Source organism: Phascolarctobacterium succinatutens, from assembly GCF_023497905.1.
Classification (GTDB): domain Bacteria; phylum Bacillota; class Negativicutes; order Acidaminococcales; family Acidaminococcaceae; genus Phascolarctobacterium_A; species Phascolarctobacterium_A succinatutens.
Map to the genome: position 1 here is coordinate 485,917 of NZ_CP097284.1, position 23,060 is coordinate 508,976.

At 42.9% G+C, this 23,060-nt stretch carries 24 protein-coding genes; 14 read left to right on the forward strand and 10 right to left on the reverse strand.

Annotation, left to right across the window (positions count from 1 at the left end):
• Positions 1–78 precede the first annotated feature (78 nt).
• Positions 79–1,074 carry a site-specific tyrosine recombinase/integron integrase gene (gene xerA / locus M5E81_RS02315; RefSeq protein WP_249747778.1) on the forward strand — a complete coding sequence of 332 codons (996 nt, stop codon included), beginning with the start codon at positions 79–81 and terminating at the stop codon, positions 1,072–1,074.
• A 13-nt stretch (positions 1,075–1,087) separates the two neighbouring features.
• The gene (locus tag M5E81_RS02320; protein ID WP_249747779.1) at positions 1,088–1,564 is read left to right on the forward strand and encodes a restriction endonuclease subunit S; all 477 of its coding nucleotides are present in this window, start codon (positions 1,088–1,090) and stop codon (positions 1,562–1,564) included.
• On the opposite strand, the gene M5E81_RS02325 is transcribed toward M5E81_RS02320, so the two are convergent.
• The gene (locus tag M5E81_RS02325) at positions 1,561–2,106 is read right to left on the reverse strand and encodes a restriction endonuclease subunit S (protein WP_249747780.1); all 546 of its coding nucleotides are present in this window, start codon (positions 2,104–2,106) and stop codon (positions 1,561–1,563) included. The two genes, M5E81_RS02320 and M5E81_RS02325, sit on opposite strands and share 4 nt — an antisense overlap.
• A gap of 138 nt (positions 2,107–2,244) precedes the next feature.
• Here M5E81_RS02325 and M5E81_RS02330 point away from each other — a divergent pair, with 138 nt between their 5' ends.
• The 4 genes from M5E81_RS02330 (at position 2,245) to M5E81_RS02345 (ending at position 8,370) form a co-directional block, all read left to right on the forward strand.
• Positions 2,245–5,448: a type I restriction endonuclease subunit R gene (locus M5E81_RS02330; RefSeq protein ID WP_249747781.1), complete on the forward strand. Its 3,204-nt coding sequence runs from the start codon at positions 2,245–2,247 to the stop codon at positions 5,446–5,448.
• A gap of 84 nt (positions 5,449–5,532) precedes the next feature.
• Positions 5,533–6,531: a PDDEXK nuclease domain-containing protein gene (locus tag M5E81_RS02335; RefSeq protein ID WP_249747782.1), complete on the forward strand. Its 999-nt coding sequence runs from the start codon at positions 5,533–5,535 to the stop codon at positions 6,529–6,531.
• A gap of 39 nt (positions 6,532–6,570) precedes the next feature.
• Positions 6,571–7,026, forward strand: a complete 456-nt coding sequence (locus M5E81_RS02340) for a low molecular weight protein-tyrosine-phosphatase (protein ID WP_249747783.1) — start codon at positions 6,571–6,573, stop codon at positions 7,024–7,026.
• A 165-nt stretch (positions 7,027–7,191) separates the two neighbouring features.
• Positions 7,192–8,370, forward strand: a complete 1,179-nt coding sequence (locus tag M5E81_RS02345) for an aminotransferase-like domain-containing protein (protein WP_249747784.1) — start codon at positions 7,192–7,194, stop codon at positions 8,368–8,370.
• A gap of 98 nt (positions 8,371–8,468) precedes the next feature.
• On the opposite strand, the gene M5E81_RS02350 is transcribed toward M5E81_RS02345, so the two are convergent.
• The gene (locus M5E81_RS02350) at positions 8,469–9,554 is read right to left on the reverse strand and encodes a hypothetical protein (RefSeq protein ID WP_148495300.1); all 1,086 of its coding nucleotides are present in this window, start codon (positions 9,552–9,554) and stop codon (positions 8,469–8,471) included.
• A gap of 225 nt (positions 9,555–9,779) precedes the next feature.
• On the opposite strand from M5E81_RS02350, the gene M5E81_RS02355 reads away from it, so the two are divergent.
• The 3 genes from M5E81_RS02355 (at position 9,780) to M5E81_RS02365 (ending at position 12,474) form a co-directional block, all read left to right on the forward strand.
• Positions 9,780–11,018 carry an MFS transporter gene (locus tag M5E81_RS02355; protein WP_009145358.1) on the forward strand — a complete coding sequence of 413 codons (1,239 nt, stop codon included), beginning with the start codon at positions 9,780–9,782 and terminating at the stop codon, positions 11,016–11,018.
• Positions 11,019–11,098: 80 nt separating this feature from the next.
• Complete coding sequence (locus M5E81_RS02360; RefSeq protein WP_249747006.1) at positions 11,099–11,662, forward strand: transposase; 564 nt, start codon at positions 11,099–11,101, stop codon at positions 11,660–11,662.
• On the forward strand, positions 11,593–12,474 hold the full coding sequence (locus M5E81_RS02365; protein WP_249747005.1) for an IS3 family transposase: 882 nt from the start codon (positions 11,593–11,595) through the stop codon (positions 12,472–12,474). Before M5E81_RS02360 ends, M5E81_RS02365 begins: the two co-directional genes overlap by 70 nt.
• A gap of 114 nt (positions 12,475–12,588) precedes the next feature.
• Here the strand turns inward: M5E81_RS02365 and M5E81_RS02370 are convergent, their stop codons facing one another.
• Genes M5E81_RS02370 through M5E81_RS02380 form a run of 3 tightly spaced genes read right to left on the reverse strand, consistent with a single transcriptional unit; the run spans position 12,589 to position 15,718 of the window.
• On the reverse strand, positions 12,589–13,335 hold the full coding sequence (locus tag M5E81_RS02370; protein ID WP_249747785.1) for a C39 family peptidase: 747 nt from the start codon (positions 13,333–13,335) through the stop codon (positions 12,589–12,591).
• Positions 13,336–13,345: 10 nt separating this feature from the next.
• Positions 13,346–14,851, reverse strand: a complete 1,506-nt coding sequence (locus tag M5E81_RS02375) for a CCA tRNA nucleotidyltransferase (protein ID WP_249747786.1) — start codon at positions 14,849–14,851, stop codon at positions 13,346–13,348.
• A 21-nt stretch (positions 14,852–14,872) separates the two neighbouring features.
• Entirely contained in the window at positions 14,873–15,718 is an 846-nt protein-coding gene (locus M5E81_RS02380) for an arylamine N-acetyltransferase family protein (protein ID WP_249748086.1), read from the reverse strand.
• Positions 15,719–16,049: 331 nt separating this feature from the next.
• On the opposite strand from M5E81_RS02380, the gene M5E81_RS02385 reads away from it, so the two are divergent.
• From M5E81_RS02385 to M5E81_RS02395, 3 genes are all read left to right on the forward strand, one after another.
• Complete coding sequence (locus tag M5E81_RS02385; protein ID WP_249747787.1) at positions 16,050–17,297, forward strand: SLC13 family permease; 1,248 nt, start codon at positions 16,050–16,052, stop codon at positions 17,295–17,297.
• 131 nt (positions 17,298–17,428) lie between these two features.
• Positions 17,429–17,611, forward strand: coding sequence for a type II toxin-antitoxin system HicA family toxin (locus M5E81_RS02390; RefSeq protein ID WP_009145344.1), 183 nt, complete (start codon positions 17,429–17,431; stop codon positions 17,609–17,611).
• A 32-nt stretch (positions 17,612–17,643) separates the two neighbouring features.
• Positions 17,644–18,042, forward strand: coding sequence for a type II toxin-antitoxin system HicB family antitoxin (locus M5E81_RS02395; RefSeq protein ID WP_249747788.1), 399 nt, complete (start codon positions 17,644–17,646; stop codon positions 18,040–18,042).
• Positions 18,043–18,125: 83 nt separating this feature from the next.
• On the opposite strand, the gene M5E81_RS02400 is transcribed toward M5E81_RS02395, so the two are convergent.
• Positions 18,126–19,007, reverse strand: a complete 882-nt coding sequence (locus M5E81_RS02400) for an IS3 family transposase (RefSeq protein ID WP_249747005.1) — start codon at positions 19,005–19,007, stop codon at positions 18,126–18,128.
• Positions 18,938–19,141, reverse strand: coding sequence for a hypothetical protein (locus M5E81_RS02405; protein WP_249747789.1), 204 nt, complete (start codon positions 19,139–19,141; stop codon positions 18,938–18,940). The genes M5E81_RS02400 and M5E81_RS02405 overlap by 70 nt, the downstream gene beginning before the upstream one ends.
• A gap of 378 nt (positions 19,142–19,519) precedes the next feature.
• On the opposite strand from M5E81_RS02405, the gene M5E81_RS02410 reads away from it, so the two are divergent.
• A complete protein-coding gene (locus M5E81_RS02410) occupies positions 19,520–19,933 on the forward strand; it encodes an HTH domain-containing protein (protein ID WP_009144403.1) in 414 nt (137 codons plus the stop codon).
• Positions 19,909–20,877, forward strand: a complete 969-nt coding sequence (locus M5E81_RS02415; RefSeq protein ID WP_050787068.1) for an IS3 family transposase — start codon at positions 19,909–19,911, stop codon at positions 20,875–20,877. Before M5E81_RS02410 ends, M5E81_RS02415 begins: the two co-directional genes overlap by 25 nt.
• 84 nt (positions 20,878–20,961) lie before the next feature.
• Here the strand turns inward: M5E81_RS02415 and lnu(C) are convergent, their stop codons facing one another.
• The 3 genes from lnu(C) to M5E81_RS02430 all read right to left on the reverse strand — a co-directional run bounded on the left by lnu(C) (position 20,962) and on the right by M5E81_RS02430 (position 23,003).
• Positions 20,962–21,456, reverse strand: coding sequence for a lincosamide nucleotidyltransferase Lnu(C) (gene lnu(C) / locus M5E81_RS02420; protein ID WP_019543803.1), 495 nt, complete (start codon positions 21,454–21,456; stop codon positions 20,962–20,964).
• A 23-nt stretch (positions 21,457–21,479) separates the two neighbouring features.
• Positions 21,480–22,517, reverse strand: a complete 1,038-nt coding sequence (locus tag M5E81_RS02425) for an IS1595-like element ISSag10 family transposase (protein WP_002837184.1) — start codon at positions 22,515–22,517, stop codon at positions 21,480–21,482.
• Positions 22,518–22,691: 174 nt separating this feature from the next.
• Positions 22,692–23,003 carry a transposase gene (locus M5E81_RS02430; RefSeq protein ID WP_249747790.1) on the reverse strand — a complete coding sequence of 104 codons (312 nt, stop codon included), beginning with the start codon at positions 23,001–23,003 and terminating at the stop codon, positions 22,692–22,694.
• Between the last annotated feature and the right edge of the window lie 57 nt (positions 23,004–23,060).

A 23,060-nucleotide genomic window follows, 5' to 3' on the forward strand; every position in this document is an offset into this window, starting at 1 on the left:
ACTCCTGCGAGTGGCAGGTGTTTATACTGAGGATTGCCACTCCATAGTCATTCCCTGATTATTAAAGGAGAATAGACTATGAATGATGAATTTGTAAATGATGTGTTGCGAGATATGCTGGCATATCTTGATAATGGACAGGCGGAGCAGCTGCGGCGAGTACTGAAGCATAATCTTTCCGGATATGAGATTCAACGAAAAACAGATAGTACAACTGAGGATGCAAGTACAGAAAATGCACGGTTGACAGGTGCGTTTCTTTCGGCAAAGCGAATAGAAGGATGTTCTGAAAAGTCACTATCCTACTACCGAAAGACAATCGAAACCATGTCTGAGAAGATAGGAAAAGGAATCACGCATATTACAACCAATGATCTGCGTTCCTATTTGACTGACTATCAGGCAGAACGAAAATCCAGCAAGGTGACAATTGACAACATCCGCAGAATCTTATCCAGCTTCTTTTCCTGGCTTGAAGATGAAGATTACATCTTGAAAAGCCCGGTACGCAGGATTCATAAGGTGAAAACAGCTGTGACCATCAAAGAAACCTATACGGACGAAGCACTGGAAACCATGCGTGACCATTGCGATTCGCTGCGTGATCTGGCTTTGATTGATATGCTGGCATCAACCGGAATGCGTGTTGGCGAATTGGTGCTTCTCAATCGGGATGACATAAACTTCGAGGAGCGAGAGTGCGTGGTGTTTGGTAAAGGCAGCAAGGAGAGAATGGTTTACTTTGATGCCAGAACCAAAATCCACCTTCAGAACTACCTTGCACAAAGAACGGATAGCAACAATGCCCTATTTGTTTCGCTGAAAGCGCCACATGAAAGATTGCAGATTGGCGGTGTAGAATCAAGACTGCGTGAACTTGGCAAGCGGCTTGCGCTTCCGAGAGTGCATCCGCACAAATTCAGACGAACCCTCGCTACAATGGCGATTGACAAAGGAATGCCCGTGGAGCAGCTGCAAAGGCTTTTGGGGCATCAACGAATAGATACGACCTTGCAGTATGCAATGGTCAAGCAGAGCAATGTAAAGATTGCTCATCGCAAATATATAGGTTAGGAAGGTGTAAAAGATGGCAGAGATGATGAAATTTGGAGATTTTGCTTCTTTTAGATATGGGAAAATGCCAATCAAGAAAAAAATAACTGAAAGCGGCAAATATCCTATATATAGCGGCTATCGTTATGTTGGGTTTTATGATGAGTACAATACAGAAGCTGATCAACTTATTATTGTTGCACGTGGTGTGGGGGGAACCGGAGATGTAAAACTCACAAAGGATAGATGCTATCTAACAAATCTTTCGATAGCCGCAAACATTGATTCCAATGTGGTGCTTTCGGAATATCTTTACTATTATTTTAAGCAAAGAAGCCTGCGCTATCTCGATTCGGGATCTGCACAATCACAGATTACAATTTCAGATTTGGAACGAGTAATGATTCCTATACCGCCTTTATCTGACCAAAAAGCAATATGTAGTTATTTGAAATTACTGGACGGGAAAATACAAAACAACAAGAAGATAAACGAAAATTTAGCGGCTTAGATCTGAATGTCTGTGACATCAATTTCGCCGGACATGAGCCGAGGTAACAACGAGTCTCTCAATTCAGCCAGTTTACTGGATTGCTGTGTATTTTGCTGCATAGCTTGGTACATTGGGGCAACGATATTTTCAAACTTGTATAAGGTATTCGCATCAGGAATAGAAAGCTCCATAGCGTTCAGTATGTCCGTAGTCATACTTGGAACAGCAGAGCCAGCATTGAGAGAAGCCAGATCTTTGCTCTTTACAAAATGAAAAACAAACTTCGCCACGTTTGGTAATTTCATCTCAGTAAAGAACATGGTATCTACCGACCAAAACGGCTTATTCACATACATGACATTGTTAAGAGTACCTTTTCGTGGGATAAGAACAGATTCTTTATCATACAAAGGTTTCTCCGCATAACGCATGATTCCACCTGAGCCATAAACAGGATATATACCATCAGCTAGTTTCTTGTGATTCTTCCCATAACGGACGGCGATAAGGTCGGAAAGGCGTCCTAATTGCCATGAAGGGTTAGCATTAGTAATGAACATATCACAATAAATAGCTTGCGCTTGCTGCTCTAAATTTTCGTTTACCAGAAAATCGTTGCCGACGAAGCGACCTAATATATAAAGAAAATGCTATGATATAAAAATGGAGTATGAATAATACAGAAAAGGAGCGATATTATGTCAGGATTATATACCGAAGCGGACTATGAAAACTCCGTGATCGAATTATTCCGGAACATGGGCTACAGTTATCTGTATGGCCCCGACATAGAGAGAGATTTTCACAATCCTCTGTATGAGGAAGAGCTTGTTGCTTCCCTATATCGTTTGAACCGTTCTCTGCCGGAGGACGCTATTAGTGATGCACTTTTCAAACTGAAGAACTTTGAAAACGGAGAACTGGTGCAGAAAAACACTGTCTTTATGGATTACCTGCAAAACGGCATTCCAGTGCGCTATTTTGAAAAAGGCGAGGAACGCTCCTCCATCGTCTATCTTGTTGACTATAAAAATCCCGACAACAACTCCTTTATCGTAGCAAATCAATGGACTTTCATCGAAAACAGCAACAAACGCCCGGATATTCTGCTTTTCCTGAACGGAATACCGGTTGTTATTGTAGAACTGAAATCTCCGTCCAGAGAAGAAACCGATGCTTCTGCTGCATATCGGCAGCTCCGCAACTACATGAAGGAAATTCCCTCCATGTTCATCTATAATGCCATCTGCGTTATGAGCGACCAGATGACCTCTAAAGCCGGTACAATTACTTCCGGCGAAGATCGCTTCATGGAATGGAAAACAGTTGATGGAAGCTATGAAAATACGCAGTACGCACAGTTTGATACCTTCTTTGAGGGAATGTTCCAAAAGGAACGCCTGCTTGACCTGATAAAGAACTTTATCTGCTTTTCCAACGAGGGTGTGAACTCCTTCAAAATATTGGCTGGGTATCATCAGTATTTTGCTGTAAGAAAAGCAATCGAATCGACCAAACGAGCTACCGTTACCGATGGTAAAGGTGGTGTGTTCTGGCATACGCAGGGCAGCGGCAAGTCGCTGTCGATGGTATTCTATGCCCATCTGCTCCAAGAAGCCTTGGATAGCCCAACTATCGTTGTGCTGACCGACAGAAACGATTTGGACGATCAGCTTTTTGGACAGTTTGCAAAGTGCAAGGATTTCTTGCGTCAGGAACCGGTGCACGCCACTTGTAGAAAACTGACAGAGACTTCGAGTAAAAATGATGTTGGATTAAAAGATTGGTTGGAAGGCAGACAAGCTAACGGTATTATCTTTACGACTATGCAGAAGTTTGAGGAATCTCACGAAGCTCTTTCTGAGCGCAGAAATATCATCGTTATGGCAGACGAAGCCCATCGTGGACAGTACGGCTTAACCGAAAAGATTAAGATGACCAAGAATGAGGACGGTGAAGAGATCGCCAAGCGTGTTGTAGGTACTGCCCGCATTATACGAAATAGTTTGCCGAACGCTACATACATTGGTTTCACCGGAACACCGATTTCCTCGAAAGACCGCAGCACCCGTGAAGTGTTCGGTGATTATATAGACATTTATGATATGACGCAGGCTGTTGAAGATGGTGCAACCCGCCCGGTTTATTACGAAAGCCGTGTCATTAAGCTCAACCTTGATGAAGCTACGCTGCACATGATTGATGCAGAGTATGAAATCATGGCGCACAATGCCGATCCTGAGGTTATTGAAAAGAGCAAGAAAACACTGGGACAGATGGAAGCTATATTGGGCAACGACAACACCATCAACTCTCTCGTCTGCGATATTCTTGACCATTACGAGAATTACCGTGAAGGTCTGCTTACAGGCAAAGCGATGATCGTGGCATATTCCCGCCCGATTGCAATGAAGATTTATAAGCGGATTCTGGAGCTGCGCCATGACTGGACGGAAAAAGTCGGTATTGTTATGACTGGCGGAAATAACGACCCTGAAGAATGGCATGATATTATCGGCAATAAGCGGCACAAGGACGAGCTGGCGAAAAAATTCAAGGACAACAACAGCCCGATGAAGATTGCCATTGTCGTTGATATGTGGCTGACCGGATTTGATGTTCCGTCTCTGGCTACCATGTATGTATATAAGCCGATGAGCGGATACAATCTGATGCAGGCAATCGCCCGTGTCAATCGTGTGTTCCGTGACAAGGAAGGCGGTCTGGTAGTTGATTATGTAGGCATTGCTAGCGCACTAAAGCAGGCGATGAATGACTACACCACCCGTGATAAGAAAAACTATGGTGATACGGATGTTGCTAAGGTTGCTTATCCGAAGTTTATCGAAAAGCTCGGTGTTTGCCGTGATATGTTCCATGGATTTGACTACACCAAGTTCACGACCGGAACAGATTTAGAAAGAGCAAAGACCATCAGCGGTGCGGTAAACTATATCATTGCCCGTGAAAAGGATAAAGAAAAAGATACATTTATCAAGGAAGCGCTTATGCTTCACCAGGCTCTTTCTCTTTGTTCTTCCATGGTGTGCGAAGCTGACCGCTTTGAAGCTGCGTTCTTTGAATCGGTGCGTGTTCTGGTGCTGAGACTGACCAATGCGGGAACCGGCAAGAAAATCTCTCTGCCTGAAATGAACGCTCGTATAAATGAGCTTTTGAAGCAGAGCATCAAGAGCGAGGGCGTTATTAACCTGTTCTCTGATATGCAAGAGGAATTCTCCTTGTTTGATCCGAAGTTCCTTGAGGAAATCAGAAAAATGAAGGAGAAGAATCTGGCAATTGAGCTGCTGAAAAAACTGATAGCGGAACAGGTATCTGTTTATAGAAGAACGAATGTGGTTAAGTCTGAAAAGTTCAGCGAAATCATGCAGCGAGCAATCAATGCATATCTGAATGGTATGCTCACCAATGAAGAAGTCATCGCAGAAATGCTGAAACTTGCTAAGCAGCTGGCTGAAGCCCACAAAGAGGGCGAACAGCTCGGCCTTACAGCCGATGAATTGGCATTCTACGATGCACTTACAAAACCGCAAGCAATCAAGGACTTTTACAAAAATGAAGAACTGATTGCGATTACCAAGGAATTGGCGGATACACTTCGTAGAAATAAAACGATTGACTGGCAGCGCAAAGAATCTGCCCGTGCCAAAATGCGTACCCTTATTAAGCGCCTGTTGAAAAAACATAAATACCCACCGGAAGGGATGGCGGATGCTGTTCAGACCGTAATGACGCAGTGCGAGCTTTGGACGGATAATAATGATATGATGAGTGATAAGGTAGTCTCCTTTCAGGAACATAAGGCGTATATTTATGAGTCAAAAGCAACATACAGTATGGCTGCTGAAGAAACAGCTCCATATGGAACAAATAAGGACAAATGACGTGAAAAATATTTCATACTATAGCATCTTATATAGAGAAAATAATGATAAGAATTATGTTAAAGCGAGGCGATGAGTGTGCTAATGAATACAACTGAGTATCTCTCCATTATCGAAAATATCAAGAGCGAAATTACTGCGGCACAATATCGTGCGGCAATTCATGTGAATGCAGATATGCTGCTTCTCTATTATGATATTGGTTGCGTAATCAATGAACATAAATCATGGGGAAACAAGTTTATTGATAACCTTGCAGCAGATATTCGGATTGCTTTTCCAGAAAGCAAAGGATATTCTGTTCGTAATTTGAAGTATATGGCAAAATTCGCAGAGATTTATCCAGACCGAGAATTTGTGCAACAGGTTGTTGCACAAATTCCATGGGGTCACAATATAGTTCTTCTGGATAAGGTCGCTGATATGGATGAACGTAAATGGTATATCAAAAAGTCAGCGGAAAACGGCTGGTCTCGAAATGTTCTTGTCCATCAGATTGAAAGCAACTTGTATCAGAGACAGGTGCTGGCAGATAAAGTTACAAATTTTGATCACCGCTTACCGTCTCCGCAAAGTGAACTTGCAGCGCAGACAATGAAAGACCCATATGTATTTGATTTTATTTCTTTCCGGGAGGATATGCTCGAACGGGATATTGAGCAGGCACTTGTTAGGGATGTCACAAAGCTCCTTCTGGAGCTTGGAACAGGGTTTGCTTTTCTGGGAAACCAGTATCACCTGAACGTAGGCGGCGATGATTTTTACATTGATTTGTTGTTCTATAACCTGAATCTTCGCTGTTATGTAGTTATCGAATTGAAAACTGGTGATTTCAAGCCGGAATATGCTGGTCAGCTAAACTTTTATCTGTCAGCCGTGGACGGCATTTTGAAAAAAGAGCAGGATAATCCGTCCATTGGTTTGCTTCTGTGCAAAAGCAAAAACAATGTGGTTGCAGAATATTCACTCAAGGATATTTCAAAGCCGATTGGTGTAAGCGAATACAAAATAACCAGTAGCCTGCCGGATGATCTGGAAAAGCAACTGCCATCTGTTGAAGATATTCAGAAACGGATTAAATAAGGCTCTAATTAATTCTTAAGTTTTAGAAAGGACACACCAATGCATAAAATTCTCTTTATCTGCCATGGCAACATCTGCCGTTCGCCTATGGCAGAGTTTTTATTGAAGGACATTGTAAAAAAGCGCGGCATTGCCGCTGATTTTGAAATTGCTTCGGCAGCGACAAGCAGGGAAGAAATCGGTAATCCTGTGCATCACGGCACGCGCAATAAGCTGGCGCAGCTTGGCATCAGCGTCGCAGGCAAGCATGCAGTACAGGTGACAAAGCGTGACTACGAATATTATGATTTGCTGCTGGTGATGGACAGCAATAATATTCGTAATTTGCGAAAAGTAATTGGTGAAGATACGCAGGATAAGGTACACCTGCTTTTGGATTATACTGAGCGCAAGGGCGCAAGCATTGCCGATCCGTGGTATACCGGTGACTTTGAAGTAACCTATAAAGATATCATGGAAGGCCTGGATGGCTTGCTGAAGTATCTGAAATATTAAAACAAACAAATTTCCGTGCAAACCGTTAATAAGTTAACATAATTTACCATAAAAATAGATAGAATTAATCGAAAACGGTATTTTGCTTGTTTGTTTTAGATTGTGGTGCTACAATAAGTGTTACGGTAAAATAATATAGTTTCCAATGAAGAGAGGTTTTTAATCATGAAATTCGCAACACGTATGGAGCGTATGCAAGCTTCTGAAATCCGCGAGCTGTTAAAATTAACTGCTCAGCCTGATATTATTTCCTTTGCCGGCGGTCTGCCTGCACCGGAACTGTTCCCTGTAGAAGAAATTGCCAAGGTTTCTCATGACCTGGTACTGAAGGAAGGTCGCCAGCTGCTGCAATATGCAACTACCGAAGGCCGTCCGTCCCTGCGTGCAAAAATTGCTAAACGTATGGCTGATAAATACCACACCAATGTTGATCCCGATGACATTCTGATTACCACCGGTTCTCAACAATGCCTGGACTTCGCAGGCAAGCTGTTCCTGGATCCCGGCGACGTTGTTCTGTGCGAAAGCCCGTCCTACCTCGGCGCTTTGAACGCATTCAACGCTTACCAACCGAAATTTGTTGAGGTTCCGACCGATAACGGTGGTCTGATTCCGGAAGAACTGGATAAAATTCTGGAAACCACTCCGAACTGCAAATTTATCTATGTAATTCCTGACTTCCAAAACCCGACCGGTCGTACCTGGTCCATGGAACGCCGTCAAAAATTCATGGAAGTTGTTAACAAACACAACCTGCCTGTACTCGAAGATAATCCGTACGGCGAACTGCGCTATGAAGGCACTATCCTGCCGTCCCTGAAATCTATGGATACCAAAGGCTTGGTTATGTTCCTGGGTACCTTCTCCAAAATCTTCTGCCCGGGCCTGCGTCTTGGCTGGATTGCTGCAGAGCACAGCCTGCTGAGCGAGTTTGTTAAAATCAAACAAAGTGCTGACCTGCACACCTCTAACTTTGACCAAGGCGTTGCAGATGCTTACATGGAACAATACGACCTGGATGAGCACGTTAAAGAAATCGTTGCTCTGTACAAACATCGTCGTGATTTGATTCTCGAATCCATGGAGAAATACTTCCCGGCTGGCACCGAATGGACTCATCCGGAAGGTGGTCTGTTCCTGTGGCTGACCTTCCCTGAAGGCGTAAGCGCACGCAAAGTATTCAACAAATGCATCGAGATGAAGGTTGCCGGTGTTATCGGTGATGCTTTCTATCCGAACCAGAAGACTGACCGCAGCATGCGTATCAACTACTCCAACATGCCGGATGACCGCATTGTTGAAGGCATTCAACGTATGGCTAAAGCAATCAAAGAGTGCATGTAATTCTTTGACGGCTTAAGCTGTCTTGTAAATTTTACAGCTGATAAAAATTTAACCCCTGCAGAAAAATTTCTGCAGGGGTATTTTGTATATATGCTGTTTTATGCTTTAGCAGCCTTTAAGGTTCTTTCGAACAGAATGTATAAAACTCCGGCAGCCTCGTCACTGAATTTAAAGATACTGTCAGTACCATCGGTGTGATGGAAGGTTACAAGGTTGATGCCGTCAAAATCAGCACCGCTGAGAACGTTGAGCGGGATATGGAAGGCATTTTTCTTACCAATGTAAACTAAACGTTGGTTAGTAAGGAAGAACACGCCCAGCTCTTCAATAATAGTCATTTCTTCTGTGAATTTGGGATGCTCGATTTTTTCGCCCTTGAAGGCAACGGTTTCGTCAATGCGGAATTTGCGTGTCAGCTCATAGTAGTTGTCTTCGCGTTCTATCATTTTGTTTTGGCAGAGACCGCAGTTGGTATAGGCGTGGCAGATTTCGCCGGGGTTGAGAGGGAAAGCATCCTGCTTGATATCGCCTAAAGGCATATGCTCCGCATTCCACAGGCTGCGGTATTTTTCCAGAGCGCTGACAATGTTATTCTTTAATTCATATGGGATATCCAGAGTTGCGCAGTCGGCACGCAGGGCAGCTTCTTCTTCCGGAGTATAACGCTGTGCGCTGCTGATTTCGTCAAACTTCTGATTGAAGTGAGCCTGAAAAACCTGCTTACGCATGGAAAGACTGTCTTCGTAGTCATAGCCGAATAACTCATTCAATTGTTTGATATCCAGCTTTTCGGTGCCTGCAAGCAAATCACGGCAGCGGACAAAATAAGCAGCTGTTTTTGCTGCCTTATCAGCCTGCTTTGCCAGATGCGGCGGCAGCTCTAAAATTTCAGCCAGGTGTGCAAGCTGTGCCCAAAGGCTGTCTTCCTTAGTCTGTACTTCGGTAAAGACAACATCTGCCAGCTTGCGGTAAATGCCGCTGCGTTGGTTGCAATTATCATCATGGAATTTTACGCCCCATTTTTTCAGAGCATGATGCACATCATCGGCACTGACTGCTAAAGCGTCGGGTGCTGCAGCCAACAGATTATTGAGCTCCTTCCAGCCGTTTTCGGTAGGCTTGCTGCCGAATATTTTTGATAAAAAGCCGCATTCTTCTAATTCTTGCATGCTATAAGGTTTCAAATTCTGCACTCTCCTTTACAGGCTTAAAGTCTGCATTTTGATTTTTACGCTGATAAAGTTGCCAGCGGTTTATTTTATCGCTAACAATACGAATTTAATCTAAACAATATTATACGCTAAAAGTGTATCTATTGTCTAGAAAGAAAAAGCTTCGGCATTTATCTGCTGTGACTATCTGCCTGCATTGTGTTATAATAGCAATTAGAGAGAGGAAAGGGAGATACAATGTCAATACAAGCTTTTACTGCTAACAACAAAGGCAATTGGAAGGCTAATTTGCCGGTATTGTGGCTGGGAGTTTTTTTGTGCTGTGCCAGCTATACAATGTGCATTCCTTTTTTGCCTGTATATCTGCTGCGTGAGCTGCATGTTGCTCAGCCTGACGTTAACTTCTGGGCAGGCATTACCTTTGCTGTAACCTTTATGGGTTCGGCCGTGATGGCACCTTATTGGGGCGCTTTGGCTGACCATGTCGGGCAGAGAAAGATGGCGATTCGCGCCGGCTACGGCTTGGCGCTGACCTATTTTCTTACCGGCGTTTGCCAGGATGTCTATCAGCTTTTAATAGTGCGTATTGTGTGTGGTGTTGTTGCCGGCTTTGTGCCTGCCTGCATGTCTATGGCATCTTCATCCTTGCCGGAGGAGCGCATGGGCTGGGGCATGGGACTGATGCAGACTGCGGTAGCCAGCGGCACCATCATGGGACCTTTGATGGGCGGTTATCTGAGCAGCTGGTTTGGCATGCGTGCTTCATTTTATGTAGGCAGCTTTGCCTTGTTTATTGCTACAAGTGCCGTAGTATTTATTGTTAAGGATATGTCCGTATTGAATAAGGGTGCGCGCGAAGCAAGCAGTCTGTTGGCAGATTTAAAGAACGCTTTGCATAACAAGGGCTTGTTATATATTATGGCTATGTTCTTTGTAGTGCAGACCTGTGTGATGCTGATTCAGCCGTTGATTACATTGTACGTAGGCGAGCTGATGCATGATATGGGTGATGCTGCTATCAAGATGTCAGGTGTGATTTTCTCGCTAGCCGGTATTACCGGTATTTTAGCGGCACCGTTTTGGGGAAAACGCGGACAGCGCTTCGGTTATGTGCGTGTTTTCTGCATTGTAACCTTTATTGCCGGTTTTATTAACCTTTTCCAAGTCTTTATCAACACTGTCTGGCAGTTTGCGGCTATTCAGTTTGTTTACGGATTGTTCCTTGCAGGAGCTGTGCCGAATATTAATGCTAACCTGACGCGTGTTACTGCTGCCAATATGCGTGGTAAGGCCTTTGGCCTGGTTACGAGCGCGCAGCAGTTTGGCGGTGTTGTAGGACCGCTGCTTGGCGGTGCCTTGGGCAGCTTTATGAGCTCGCGTTATGTGCTTGTATTTGCCGGCTGCGTGCTTATGAGCGTAGCAGTTTACTCTTATTTCACGCATGTGCGTGGAGCGGAGCAGGAAGCTGCAAGCTAAAAGTTTATCCATATAAAATAAAAGACCGTTGCTGTGATATGTACCCCCAATACTGGACACCCAGTATTGGGGGTATTTTAATGAAATACAGCTATAAGTTCAAAAGACAGTGTGTAGAATTATATCGACAAGGTAAATGGCCTGAAACGCCTAAAGATATAACAGAAAAAAATTTCCACAATACAATCCGAGTTTGGGTTCGGATAGAAGATAAATGTGGTCCAGAAGCATTAAGACATAAAAATCAGAGAAAAACTTGGTCAGCAGAAGAGAAATATGAACTTGTAGCCAAAGTATTAGCTGGTGCGTCAAATAAGGAAACAGCTATTTCTGCAGGAATTAACGCTGGACTCTTGTATCAGTGGGTTAGATGCTATAAAATTAAAGGGTATCAGGGATTGGTCGCACAACGAAAAGGACGACCACCCAAGGAGCCTGAAATGAAGAAAAAAATAGAGCCGGCAGAACTTACTCCATCAGAACGAGAAGAAATGATTCTGCTCAGAGCAGAAAATGAGCGCTTGAGAGCGGAGATTGCTATTGTAAAAAAAGAGATTGCCTTGAGAGAAGAGAGATGCGCAGCGCAACTCAAGGCGAAAAAGCTGCGCTCGTCCAAAAACTGCGTGAAGAAGGTTACAAACTGAATTATTTGCTGGATGCGATTGGACTGTCGCGTTCAACGTACTATTACGAGCTTAGCAAGACAGATAAAGTTAGCGAACGAAATGCCGACTTATCATCCGAAATTATTGTTATCTTCAACGAGAACAAAAAGCGATATGGTGTAAGGCGCGTACATAAGGAGCTTCTGAATCGAGGTTTTCGAGTAAATCACAAGCGTGTCCAACGAATCATGAATCAGCTTACCTTGTTTGGAAAATGTCCCAAGGAAAAATACCACTCCTATAAAGGCGATGTTGGCAAAGTTGCTGATAATATCATCAATCGAGATTTCAATACCGAAAAACCTTTGCAAAAGTGGACAACCGATGTATCGCAGTTCAATCTGCCTTGGGGCAAATGTTATCTTTCTCCGATTTTGGATATGAACAGCAATGAAATAATCTCTTACAATCTTTCTCTACATCCAGATATGGCGCAAATAAAGGACATGCTGAAAAAGGCATTTAAAGGTTTTCCTTCTGTAAAAGGTCTTATTATGCACTCAGATCAAGGATGGCAATATCAGCATGCATTTTATAGGAATGAATTGCAAAAGCACGGAATCATTCAATCAATGTCTAGGAAAGGTAACTGCTATGACAACTGTATTATGGAAACTTTCTTTGGCAGATTAAAAAACGAGATGTTCTACGGATTTGAAAAAGATTACCCTTCGTTTGAATCTTTTTCAAACGCTATAGCTGAGTACATCGATTATTATAACAACAAAAGAATTCAAGCTAAAACAAAATGGATGCCTCCCTCTAAATTCAGAGAAGCATCCATGATGTAAATATAATTATTCAAATTTTTAGCGGTGTCCAGAAAACTGGGTACATATCACTGCAGGGAATTTGCGGCAACGGTTTTATTTTTGGAAAAATATAGAATGTTTTCTTCGGAACCGTCAAGCCTTCGGTTTAGCCGTCAGCCATTGGCGTTTTTGCTCACTTTGCGGGAAAAGCTGGTGATCAAACCACATATAGAAGAAGCGTTCTGCCGGTACAATGCTGTAGCCGTCCTGCAGATGGTCGGTGGTGTCATAGGGATCTGCCATAATAAGCACATCGTCACTTTGGTGTGCAGTGCCCATGGTGTCATAGCCGATGATGACGCGCCAATGACCGCCCCAGTCCACGTTTTCGACGATAATCGGCGTGTTGTTCTTCAGATTACTTTCGACGAATTTGAGGAAGTCGGCATAGTTGTCAGGCGTTTTGTCCTTGACGGAGGAATGAACCTCCCAGCCAAGCTTTTCAAAGTATTTGACCATGCCCTTGGTGTTGGTGCCGACAGTGCTGCTGGTGGACATAATTTTGCCTACAGCAAGCTCATCGTCGATGATGTCGCCCTTGTAATATTTTACGACCATGTTGGCGGCAGCAGGACCGCAGGTGTAGGGGGTTATCTGCTGCGTGGTGGAGAACTTGGGCAGCAGCGTGAGGTGTTCGTTGGACTGCATGTTGTAGAAGTCGGGATGCGCATAGTAGGGCGAATCCTTGATGTCATGCTTGCCGACGAACTGCGCTGCGCCGCCGACCTCCTGCTCTGCATTGGCAGCGTTGGCGACGGGGGCGTTAGATTGGTTCAGCAGATAGTTTGTACCGCCGAGAATGACGAGGGCACAGAGGCCTGCGAGTAATGTTTTTTTCATGTCCATAGTGTTACTCCTTTTCTTGATGTCGTTTGATATATTTTTTGACAGCGGCAAGCAGGGCTTCCTGCTCATTGGGCAGGTTGCCGGATTGTACACGGTCTAAAAGATAAGCAAGGGTGTCCTTGATTTTTGCCTGCGGAATAAGCGACAGCAGCTCGCGGCCGCTGATGGCAAGGTCCTTCGTGCAGACCGGCATTTTGGTGCGTGCCAGCTCGGTGACCTGTCTGCCAAGCTCGCGACCGTCGGCCATGAGCTGTGGACTTGCGCGTGCATGCGTAGCGCCCATGTCAGCGAGAAAGACCTCGACGAGCAGACTGTAGGCTTGTGTCAGCTCTGCCTGCGTGCGGAAACCGGAGTTGGCAGCTTCGCTGCGCACCCAGCGCAGCAGGGTGCGCTCGCCGGTGAGCAGCATAGGCGCGAAGCGCATATGCTGCGCTACCAGCCAGGTAACCAGATGTACGAAGCTGTTGTTGTAGCCAAGGCGCGTTAAAATAGATTGAGTCATGATTGCGCTTTTAGCTTCATGCCCCAGGTCGGAAGGCTGCCCTTCTTTGTTCAGCTTGCGGATTTCAGGCAAGCCCTTGCCCAGATTGTGCAGCACTAATGCCCAACGGATGGCTAAATCGTGCGGGCTGTTGTCAATCGCCAGCAGTGTGTGCTCCCAGGTGTCATATAAATGGAAGCGCGGATTTTGGTGCAGTCCTAAAAGGTGCAGCGCTTCCGGAAGAATGGGAATGACAGTATCGTTGCCGTTTTCGCGGGCATGACAGTTTGCACCTAAAAGGCCTGTTGCCATCATCAGCATCAGGCCTTTGCCTGCATATTCAGATGTAATGAGCTTTTCAAGCTCCTTGCGTACACGCTCCAACGAAAGGCCGGCGCAGCGTTCAACCGGAAAGCTGTAGCCATGCGGCAGGTAGTAGGGCGTGTTCGGCGCACCGCAGGCAGGTAGTGCTTCGCAGCCTGCCTGCTCGTACGTAAAGCCAAGCTGTGCCACAAAGCGGCAGGCACGCAGCATACGCAGCGCATCCTCATGAAAGCGTTGCTTAGCGTCACCTACAGTGCGTAAAATCTTCTGCTGTAAATCCTGCTGACCGCCAAAGTAGTCATACAATGTGCCGTTCAGTGATAGCGCCATAGCGTTGACAGTAAAATCACGGCGGCTCAAATCCTCGCGCAGACTGCTGCAAAACCAGGTTGCGGCAGGGCGATGCATATCTTCGTCGTTATAGCGTTCGCCGCGAAAGGTTGTTACTTCGGTAGCAACACCGTTGATAACGATGACTACGCAGCCGAAATTGTGACCTAATTGGTCAACAGTTTTCCAATCTTGTTGCTTGCAAACTGCCAAAACCTGCTCAGGCAGAGCATTGGTAGTGATATCGTAATCATCCGGTGACTTGCCCAAAAGCAGGTCGCGCACGGCACCGCCGACAAGATATGCTTCATAGCCGGCAGCGTTTAAAGCAGACAGTATTTTTTTTGTATAACTGGGAAAAAATAAATCAGGCATTTTAAAAATCTCCTGCCAGGCTTAGTATTCTATACCGTCATCCTTGAGCCGGTATTCTACATTAATACCAAAATACTCCCAAAGAATCTCCTTAAGCTCGGCACCGGTGTTAATTTTATAGCGGTACTTTACGCGACCGCCAAGGTAAAATTTTAAATAGTTGCTGCGGATGGTAATATTGCAGTCCTCGCGGAAAATAGACAGCTTTTTACTTTTGATAAACGGTGAATCCGGATGAGCATCACACCAGAAGCTGGCGGTAATAAAATCCTTGTCTATCTGAGGCTCTTCAGTGAAGCCAAAGAGGCGCTTCCAGATTTTGCCGCATTCCTTCTGCCAAAGCAGCCAACCCCAAAATTCACTGCGGGTAAATTTGTATTGGCTGATGCCGTCGCTTTGAATCAGTCCTTCCGTGATTTCCAGCGGTACACGCGGACTTTCGCTGTTCACGCCGACGTCGGTCAGATAACGCTTCTTGCCTAAAGCTACACACATTACGCGGTGGCGGCGCAGTTGGTAGGTTTCCATTTTATCGATAAAGCGGGCAGCGTAGCTGGTCACCTCAAAGCCCAGGGACTCCAAAAGCCAGTTGTAAAGTCCGTTCAGCTCAAAGCAGATGCCACCGCGGTTATGCATGATAACCTTATTGAACATATCCTGGCGTTTGAGCGAGGTAATTTTGCCGTTAAGAGAGTCAAAATTTTCATAGGGGATATATTTGAGGTGCGCGTCCTGCAATTTAGTCAGGGTTGCTAAATTAACAGCCGGCTCGAAATCGTTGAGCTGCAGCTTGCGCAGGTATTGTTGTATTTGCAGCTTCTTCATCGGCCGTCCGTTGATATCTGCATAATTTGGCAAAGCAATCATCTCCATAATGTAATTTTCACAGCGTTGTTATAGCTATGAAAATTGTCTAATCTTCTCTCAATTATTTATTGTAACATTTATTTTGCAGGAAATAAACTATTTTGCTTTAAAGAGTGGGAATAGCATAGTCTATATCTGCACAGAGGCGACAATAAAAAGACTATTCCTATATGGAATAATTTTAATGCTAAACAAGAATAAGATAAACAAAACTACCGTTTTACAAAGTAATTCCTAAGTGTTATTATATAAATGGCTATTCTGTTATATTTAATATTCCCTTTGTTACACTCTCAAATACACTCTCAAATAAATTTTTTGGAGGTTTCCGATGGCTCTGTTATCCTTGGTTTTTTTACTGCTGGCGATAATGCTTGGTTTTATCCGTAAAATGAATACGGGTCTTTTGTGCATAGCTTTTGCCTTGCTTTTGGGACGTATGGCAGGCATCAGTGATGCGGAAATTATTAAAGGCTTCAATGCTTCTTTGTTCCTGATGCTTTTGGGTGTAACCTATTTGTTCAGTCTGGCACAGATTAACGGCAGTCTGGATTTGTTGGCGCAGAAGGTTATTTCTTTGGCCGGCAAGCGTGTTTACCTGATTCCGATCATCATTTATGTATTCTCGATTATACTTGCTGCGCTTGGTCCCGGATCTGTACCGACTATGGCTATAATGATGGTTTTTTCCATGTCCTTGGCAGCAGAAATGAAAATCAGTCCTGTGCTGCTTTCAACCTTAACTGTTTTGGGCTCTTGCGCCGGTGGTTTATCACCGCTTGCTGCTACCGGCATTATCGGTGCGAATCTGTGCGCAGAGTTTGGCCTGACAGGTATTGAAAATGATTTTCTTATGAATGGCATTCTTTCCTTTACTATTTATGCTGTTATTGTCTACATTTTATTGGGTGGTTATAAGCTGCGTTCTGCTGCTGTGGGGCAGAAAAAAGAAGTTCCCTGCTTTAACAAAAAGCAGCTGACGACTATTGCCGGTATTGTAGTGATGGTGCTTATGGTTATGCTTTTGCGAATTAACGTAGGACTGGTCAGCTTTGCTGTTGCAGCCGTATTATCCTTTTTGCGTGTTTCAGATGAGACGAAGGCGATTAAACATATTCCTTGGAATACGCTGCTGTTGATTACCGGTGTGGGTGTTTTGATGCAGCTGATTATAGATCTCGGCGGTATTAAGGTGCTTTCTGATATACTTGTTTCTCTGATGAGCGCTAAAAGTGCTGCAGCTGTTATGGGCCTTACCTCCGGCATTATGAGCTGGTTCAGCTCCAGCAGCGGTGTTGTTATGCCTACGCTGCTGCCGACAGTACCGCATGTTGCTCAGCAGCTTGGCGGTGTGAATGAGGTGGAGCTGGCCTCCTCGATTACAACCATTTCGCATGTCGCTGCCATCAGCCCGCTTTCTACAGGTGGTGCGTTGGCGCTGGCAGCATATGCTTCGGCCGCTAATGCTAATCAGAAGCAGCAGCAGAATCTGTTTATGAAAATGTTCGGCGTTTCTGCGCTGGGCGTTTCCGTGTTGTGTGTTTTCTCTTATTTCGGCATGTTCCATTGGCTACTGTGAGGTAAAAATTTTATAATAATCTTTTGGTCTTCGTGCATATTTAGATATGTGCGAAGACTTTTTTGTTGCAGCGTGCATTTCTTTACATACGTAATATTACGTAGTATAATAAATTAAAGGAGGTTGCGTTTATGCCACTAACCCCTAAAGAAATGATCAGATTGCTTTTGCAAAATGGTTTTGTTTATGTGAAGAGCAATAATGGTTCTCATCAAAAATATTTTAATCCACAGCGGAATATAACTGTTGCTGTACCTTTGCATACTAAAGAATTAAAGAAAGGCTTAGAACAGGCTATTTTAAAGCAGGCTTGATTAAAACGATAAGGAGAAGAAAGGAGCGCATTATGTCTAAAAAATATTTTTATCCGGTAATTTTTGAACCTGAAGAAGTAGGCGTATCTGTTTATGTTCCGGATATTCCCGGCTGCAATACCCAAGGAGATTCTTTGGAAGAAGCTTTGGAGATGGTGCAGGAAGTGATTGGCTTGATGCTGGAAGGTAAAAAACCGGAAGAATATCCTCAGGCATCAAAACCCAATGAAATTAAACTGGATGGCAGTCAGTTTGTGATGATGGTTGCTTTTGATAAGCTGGCGTATGACAAAAAATATAATGCGAAGGCTGTAAAAAAGACGCTCTCGATTCCTGCATGGCTTAATAATATGGCAATAGATAACGATATCAATTTTTCTAATCTTTTGCAGCGTGCCTTGATTAACGAATTGGGATTAAACGCACGTTGATTACAGTAATCAAAAAAGCCGCCGGCCCGGAGATGATATGTACCCAGTTTTCTGGACACCGCTAAAAATTTGAATAATTATATTTACATCATGGATGCTTCTCTGAATTTAGAGGGAGGCATCCATTTTGTTTTAGCTTGAATTCTTTTGTTGTTATAATAATCGATGTACTCAGCTATAGCGTTTGAAAAAGATTCAAACGAAGGGTAATCTTTTTCAAATCCGTAGAACATCTCGTTTTTTAATCTGCCAAAGAAAGTTTCCATAATACAGTTGTCATAGCAGTTACCTTTCCTAGACATTGATTGAATGATTCCGTGCTTTTGCAATTCATTCCTATAAAATGCATGCTGATATTGCCATCCTTGATCTGAGTGCATAATAAGACCTTTTACAGAAGGAAAACCTTTAAATGCCTTTTTCAGCATGTCCTTTATTTGCGCCATATCTGGATGTAGAGAAAGATTGTAAGAGATTATTTCATTGCTGTTCATATCCAAAATCGGAGAAAGATAACATTTGCCCCAAGGCAGATTGAACTGCGATACATCGGTTGTCCACTTTTGCAAAGGTTTTTCGGTATTGAAATCTCGATTGATGATATTATCAGCAACTTTGCCAACATCGCCTTTATAGGAGTGGTATTTTTCCTTGGGACATTTTCCAAACAAGGTAAGCTGATTCATGATTCGTTGGACACGCTTGTGATTTACTCGAAAACCTCGATTCAGAAGCTCCTTATGTACGCGCCTTACACCATATCGCTTTTTGTTCTCGTTGAAGATAACAATAATTTCGGATGATAAGTCGGCATTTCGTTCGCTAACTTTATCTGTCTTGCTAAGCTCGTAATAGTACGTTGAACGCGACAGTCCAATCGCATCCAGCAAATAATTCAGTTTGTAACCTTCTTCACGCAGTTTTTGGACGAGCGCAGCTTTTTCGCCTTGAGTTGCGCTGCGCATCTCTCTTCTCTCAAGGCAATCTCTTTTTTTACAATAGCAATCTCCGCTCTCAAGCGCTCATTTTCTGCTCTGAGCAGAATCATTTCTTCTCGTTCTGATGGAGTAAGTTCTGCCGGCTCTATTTTTTTCTTCATTTCAGGCTCCTTGGGTGGTCGTCCTTTTCGTTGTGCGACCAATCCCTGATACCCTATAATGTACCCATAGTCATGGACAGTTTGGTAGGTAGTATAGAAAGCGATATGGGCATTAAAGCAACATAGTCTACATGAATTATATTTGCATTTATGACTTAAGTGTCCCTTTAACTTATTGTTTAAATCTGGACACTAAGAGAGAACGAAAAGAGAGTTACTTTGGACAGTTTTCAAGAAAAATACTAGAATTGGACAGCTTTCTTTTGGTCAATCCCTAAAAATGGACACTTTTTTCTTTTCCTTGGTCTTAAATCGTTTTTGAGCGACTTTTTCCCAAACTGTATGTTATACTATGGATAAAAGGCGGAGGTGCTCAAAATGGCTGTAAAGCGCTTTACTGAAGAGGAAATGGAGCTGTTACGTAAGAATCCATACACCTACAGAGTAACTTATAACATGTTATTATTGACGGTAGAGTTTAAGGAGAAATTTTGGAAACTTTACCTTCAAGGTTTTTCACCAGTGTCTATTTTTAAGGAGTTAGGATATGACCCTAATATTTTAGGTGCTTACAGAATAAACAACTTCACTTTTAAGCTAAAGAAGGCAATGGAATCTGGAAAACCTCTCACTCAGGGAGTTGGTGGTGAAGTAAAGCCTCCACCTAAGAATAAAAATTATAGCGATTTGCCATTCGAGGCAGCGATAGCATCTATGCAGTACGAACTCTCATATCTTAGACAGGAGGTAGATTTCTTAAAAAAGCTGTGCTCTTTGGACAAATCAGACTAGCACGTGAAATATCTCTTGGGTTGTCGAATAGAAAATTTCAATTGATTCATGATTTAGTATCTAAGCCAGATAATCAATTGAAAGTGTCCCATTTATGTAAACTCGCTCATGTTACTAGATCTGGATACTATAATTGGTTAAGCAATATGGATTCCCGTAATGAACATGAACAGAAGGATAGAGCAGATTTTAGTAAAATTCTTGAGGCATATAAATTTAAGGGCTATGACAAAGGCATTCGCGGCATCCATATGAGGTTGTTACATTTGGAGAAGCCAGTGCTGATGAATCTTAAAAAGATAAGGCGGCTAATGGTAAAGTACAATTTGAGATGCCCAATTAGAAAGCCAAATCCATACAGGCAAATGGTAAGAGCTTTGAGAACCAATAAGGTTGCTCCTAATCTTTTGAACCGGGAATTTAAAGAACATGGACCTAGAAAAGTATTGTTAACAGATATAACTTACATACCATTAAATGATAAATACTGTTATTTATCTACAATTCTAGACTCCTATACAATGCAAGTATTAGGATATTGTCTGAGTGATTCTCTGGCAATAGATTTTGTGTTGGAAACTGTTAATATGGTACTAGCAAAGCATGGTAATGAAATCTCTAGTGAAACTATAATTCATTCCGACCAGGGTTCACACTATACAAGTTATAAATTTATGCAGTTAGTCCATGATGCTAATCTTAGGCAATCCATGTCAAGAAGAGGAAATTGTTGGGATAACGCACCACAAGAGAGCTTTTATGGACACATGAAGGACGAAATACATATATCTAAATGCAAAGACTTTGAGGCCTTAAGAGCTGAAATAGATAGGTGGATGGATTACTACAATAACGATAGGTACCAGTGGAAGTTAGCCAAGCTATCCCCAAACGAGTATTATGAGTATGTAAAAACAGGCCTTTACCCATTGAGGATATTTTAATAAGGCTATGTCACAACAAACAGTTGATAAATAGCCATTTTTATAGGGGAGTATCAGAACTCCCCTACAAACTGTTATTTGCAGTTATCTATACTCATTTGGAATTTCGATATGAAGTGTCTCACACAATAACTTCACATCATGTGCATCATTTTCATCAAACTCGTATCCCAGATGGAACATTACTTGACTATATGGTTCAATACAGGAAACCTCTATTTCCTCAATTCTTCCTTTACCCGAAAAAGTTTCTACCGGAAAACAATCCCCATCATAAAGAATTTCACCTTCGTCCGTATATTCAAAACAATGCAAATCAATAATTCTGTTTTTCAAATCTTCCCATACAGTATGGTTCAATGTTGTATATTCCATCTTAATCTCATAAAAGCCATTAGCTTTCATTATTTCTATAAAGTTCTGATAATCGTTCTTTTCTACAAAAATGTCAATATCATTATGGGCTCTTGACTGATATCCAAGAAGAGCATCTACACCCCATCCACCATCAAGAAAGACTTTAATCTCCGCATCTATTGCAAATTGAAGAATCTGTTTTACATCTGTTATATTGACCATCTTATCATCTCCACAAATTCTAATTAGGCGACCAGAGGAACTGCTGGTCTGTTTGATAAATCTCTGCATTTAGCAGTTTTCAATGTTGCCAAAACAAAAGTTAAGAAGATGTTCCTTTTCTCCATGTCGCTTTCTTTGGCGTAATTTACAAGGTTATTCCACACAAGATAGTTGTTCAGATACTTGGTAGAAACACCGTTAAAGCCACGCATAAACCTCTTTAGCTGGCTATGGTAGCTATTGATATGTTGGATATTATAAATGCCTTTCTTGGCTTTGCCAGTCTTTAACTGCACAAGGTCAATGCCATTGGCATTTGTAAATCTCACATAGGAGTTCATCTTGTCCGTAACAAGAGTGGAATTGGTCTTAATCCTACCATCATAAATATGATGTAAATCTCTTGTAGAAACTCTACCAGTATTCGTAATCTTGGAGATAGACAAGCCATTCCTATTAACCGCACAAGGAACACATACCTTTTCTTGGGACAAGCCTCTGATATGTGTAGAATGACCACGCTTATGAGCCTTGCGTGGCATAGCAAATGTCTTACTCTTGCTATGATTGCCCTTGTACGAGATGGCGAAAAAAGTTTCGTCAGCCTCAATAATGCCGTCAAGGGTAACATCGTCTGCCATATTCTGAAGTGCATCCAAAATCTTGTGTCTCCAAAGGAATGCGGTGTTTCTGTGAATCCCACAAGCAACAGCAGTCTTACGAATGGATAAGCCATTCATCATACAATCAATGTACTGCTCCCACACGGACAAGTCTTTTCTTGTACCAGACACAATGGAGTTCGTAGCAATCACGAAGGACTTGCCACAATCCTTACATACATATCGCTGTGTGCCATCTTTACGATGACCATTGCGAACCACATGGATACAGCCACAAAGAGGGCATACACGACCATTTGCAAAGCGTTCCTTTGCTACGAAATCTTCAATATTCAAAGACTTTACAAAGGCAGGACTTAAAAGCATTGTTTTAAGGCTTTCCTGCTCTGCGACAGTCAACTTACCGATAATATCTAATGCGTCTTTGATAGTAGGCATATCCAATTACCTCCTTCGGTGGTACTGTTTCTTACTATTATTATACGCTATTTCTCGTCAAAAATCAACCATTTGTTGTGACAGAGCCTTTAATAAAAACTAAGAAGCAGCGGTTCCGGCAGGAACTGCTGCTTCTCTCTTTCTCTTAAAAATGTCCTTGACAAAGGGTACGGTTTACCCTTTAATTTTATAGCATCTAACCCACTGATACAAGAGTCCAGCGTTAATTCCTGCAGAAATAGCTGTTTCCTTATTTGACGCACCAGCTAATACTTTGGCTACAAGTTCATATTTCTCTTCTGCTGACCAAGTTTTTCTCTGATTTTTATGTCTTAATGCTTCTGGACCACATTTATCTTCTATCCGAACCCAAACTCGGATTGTATTGTGGAAATTTTTTTCTGTTATATCTTTAGGCGTTTCAGGCCATTTACCTTGTCGATATAATTCTACACACTGTCTTTTGAACTTATAGCTGTATTTCATTAAAATACCCCCAATACTGGGTGTCCAGTATTGGGGGTACATATCAGAGGGAGGTTG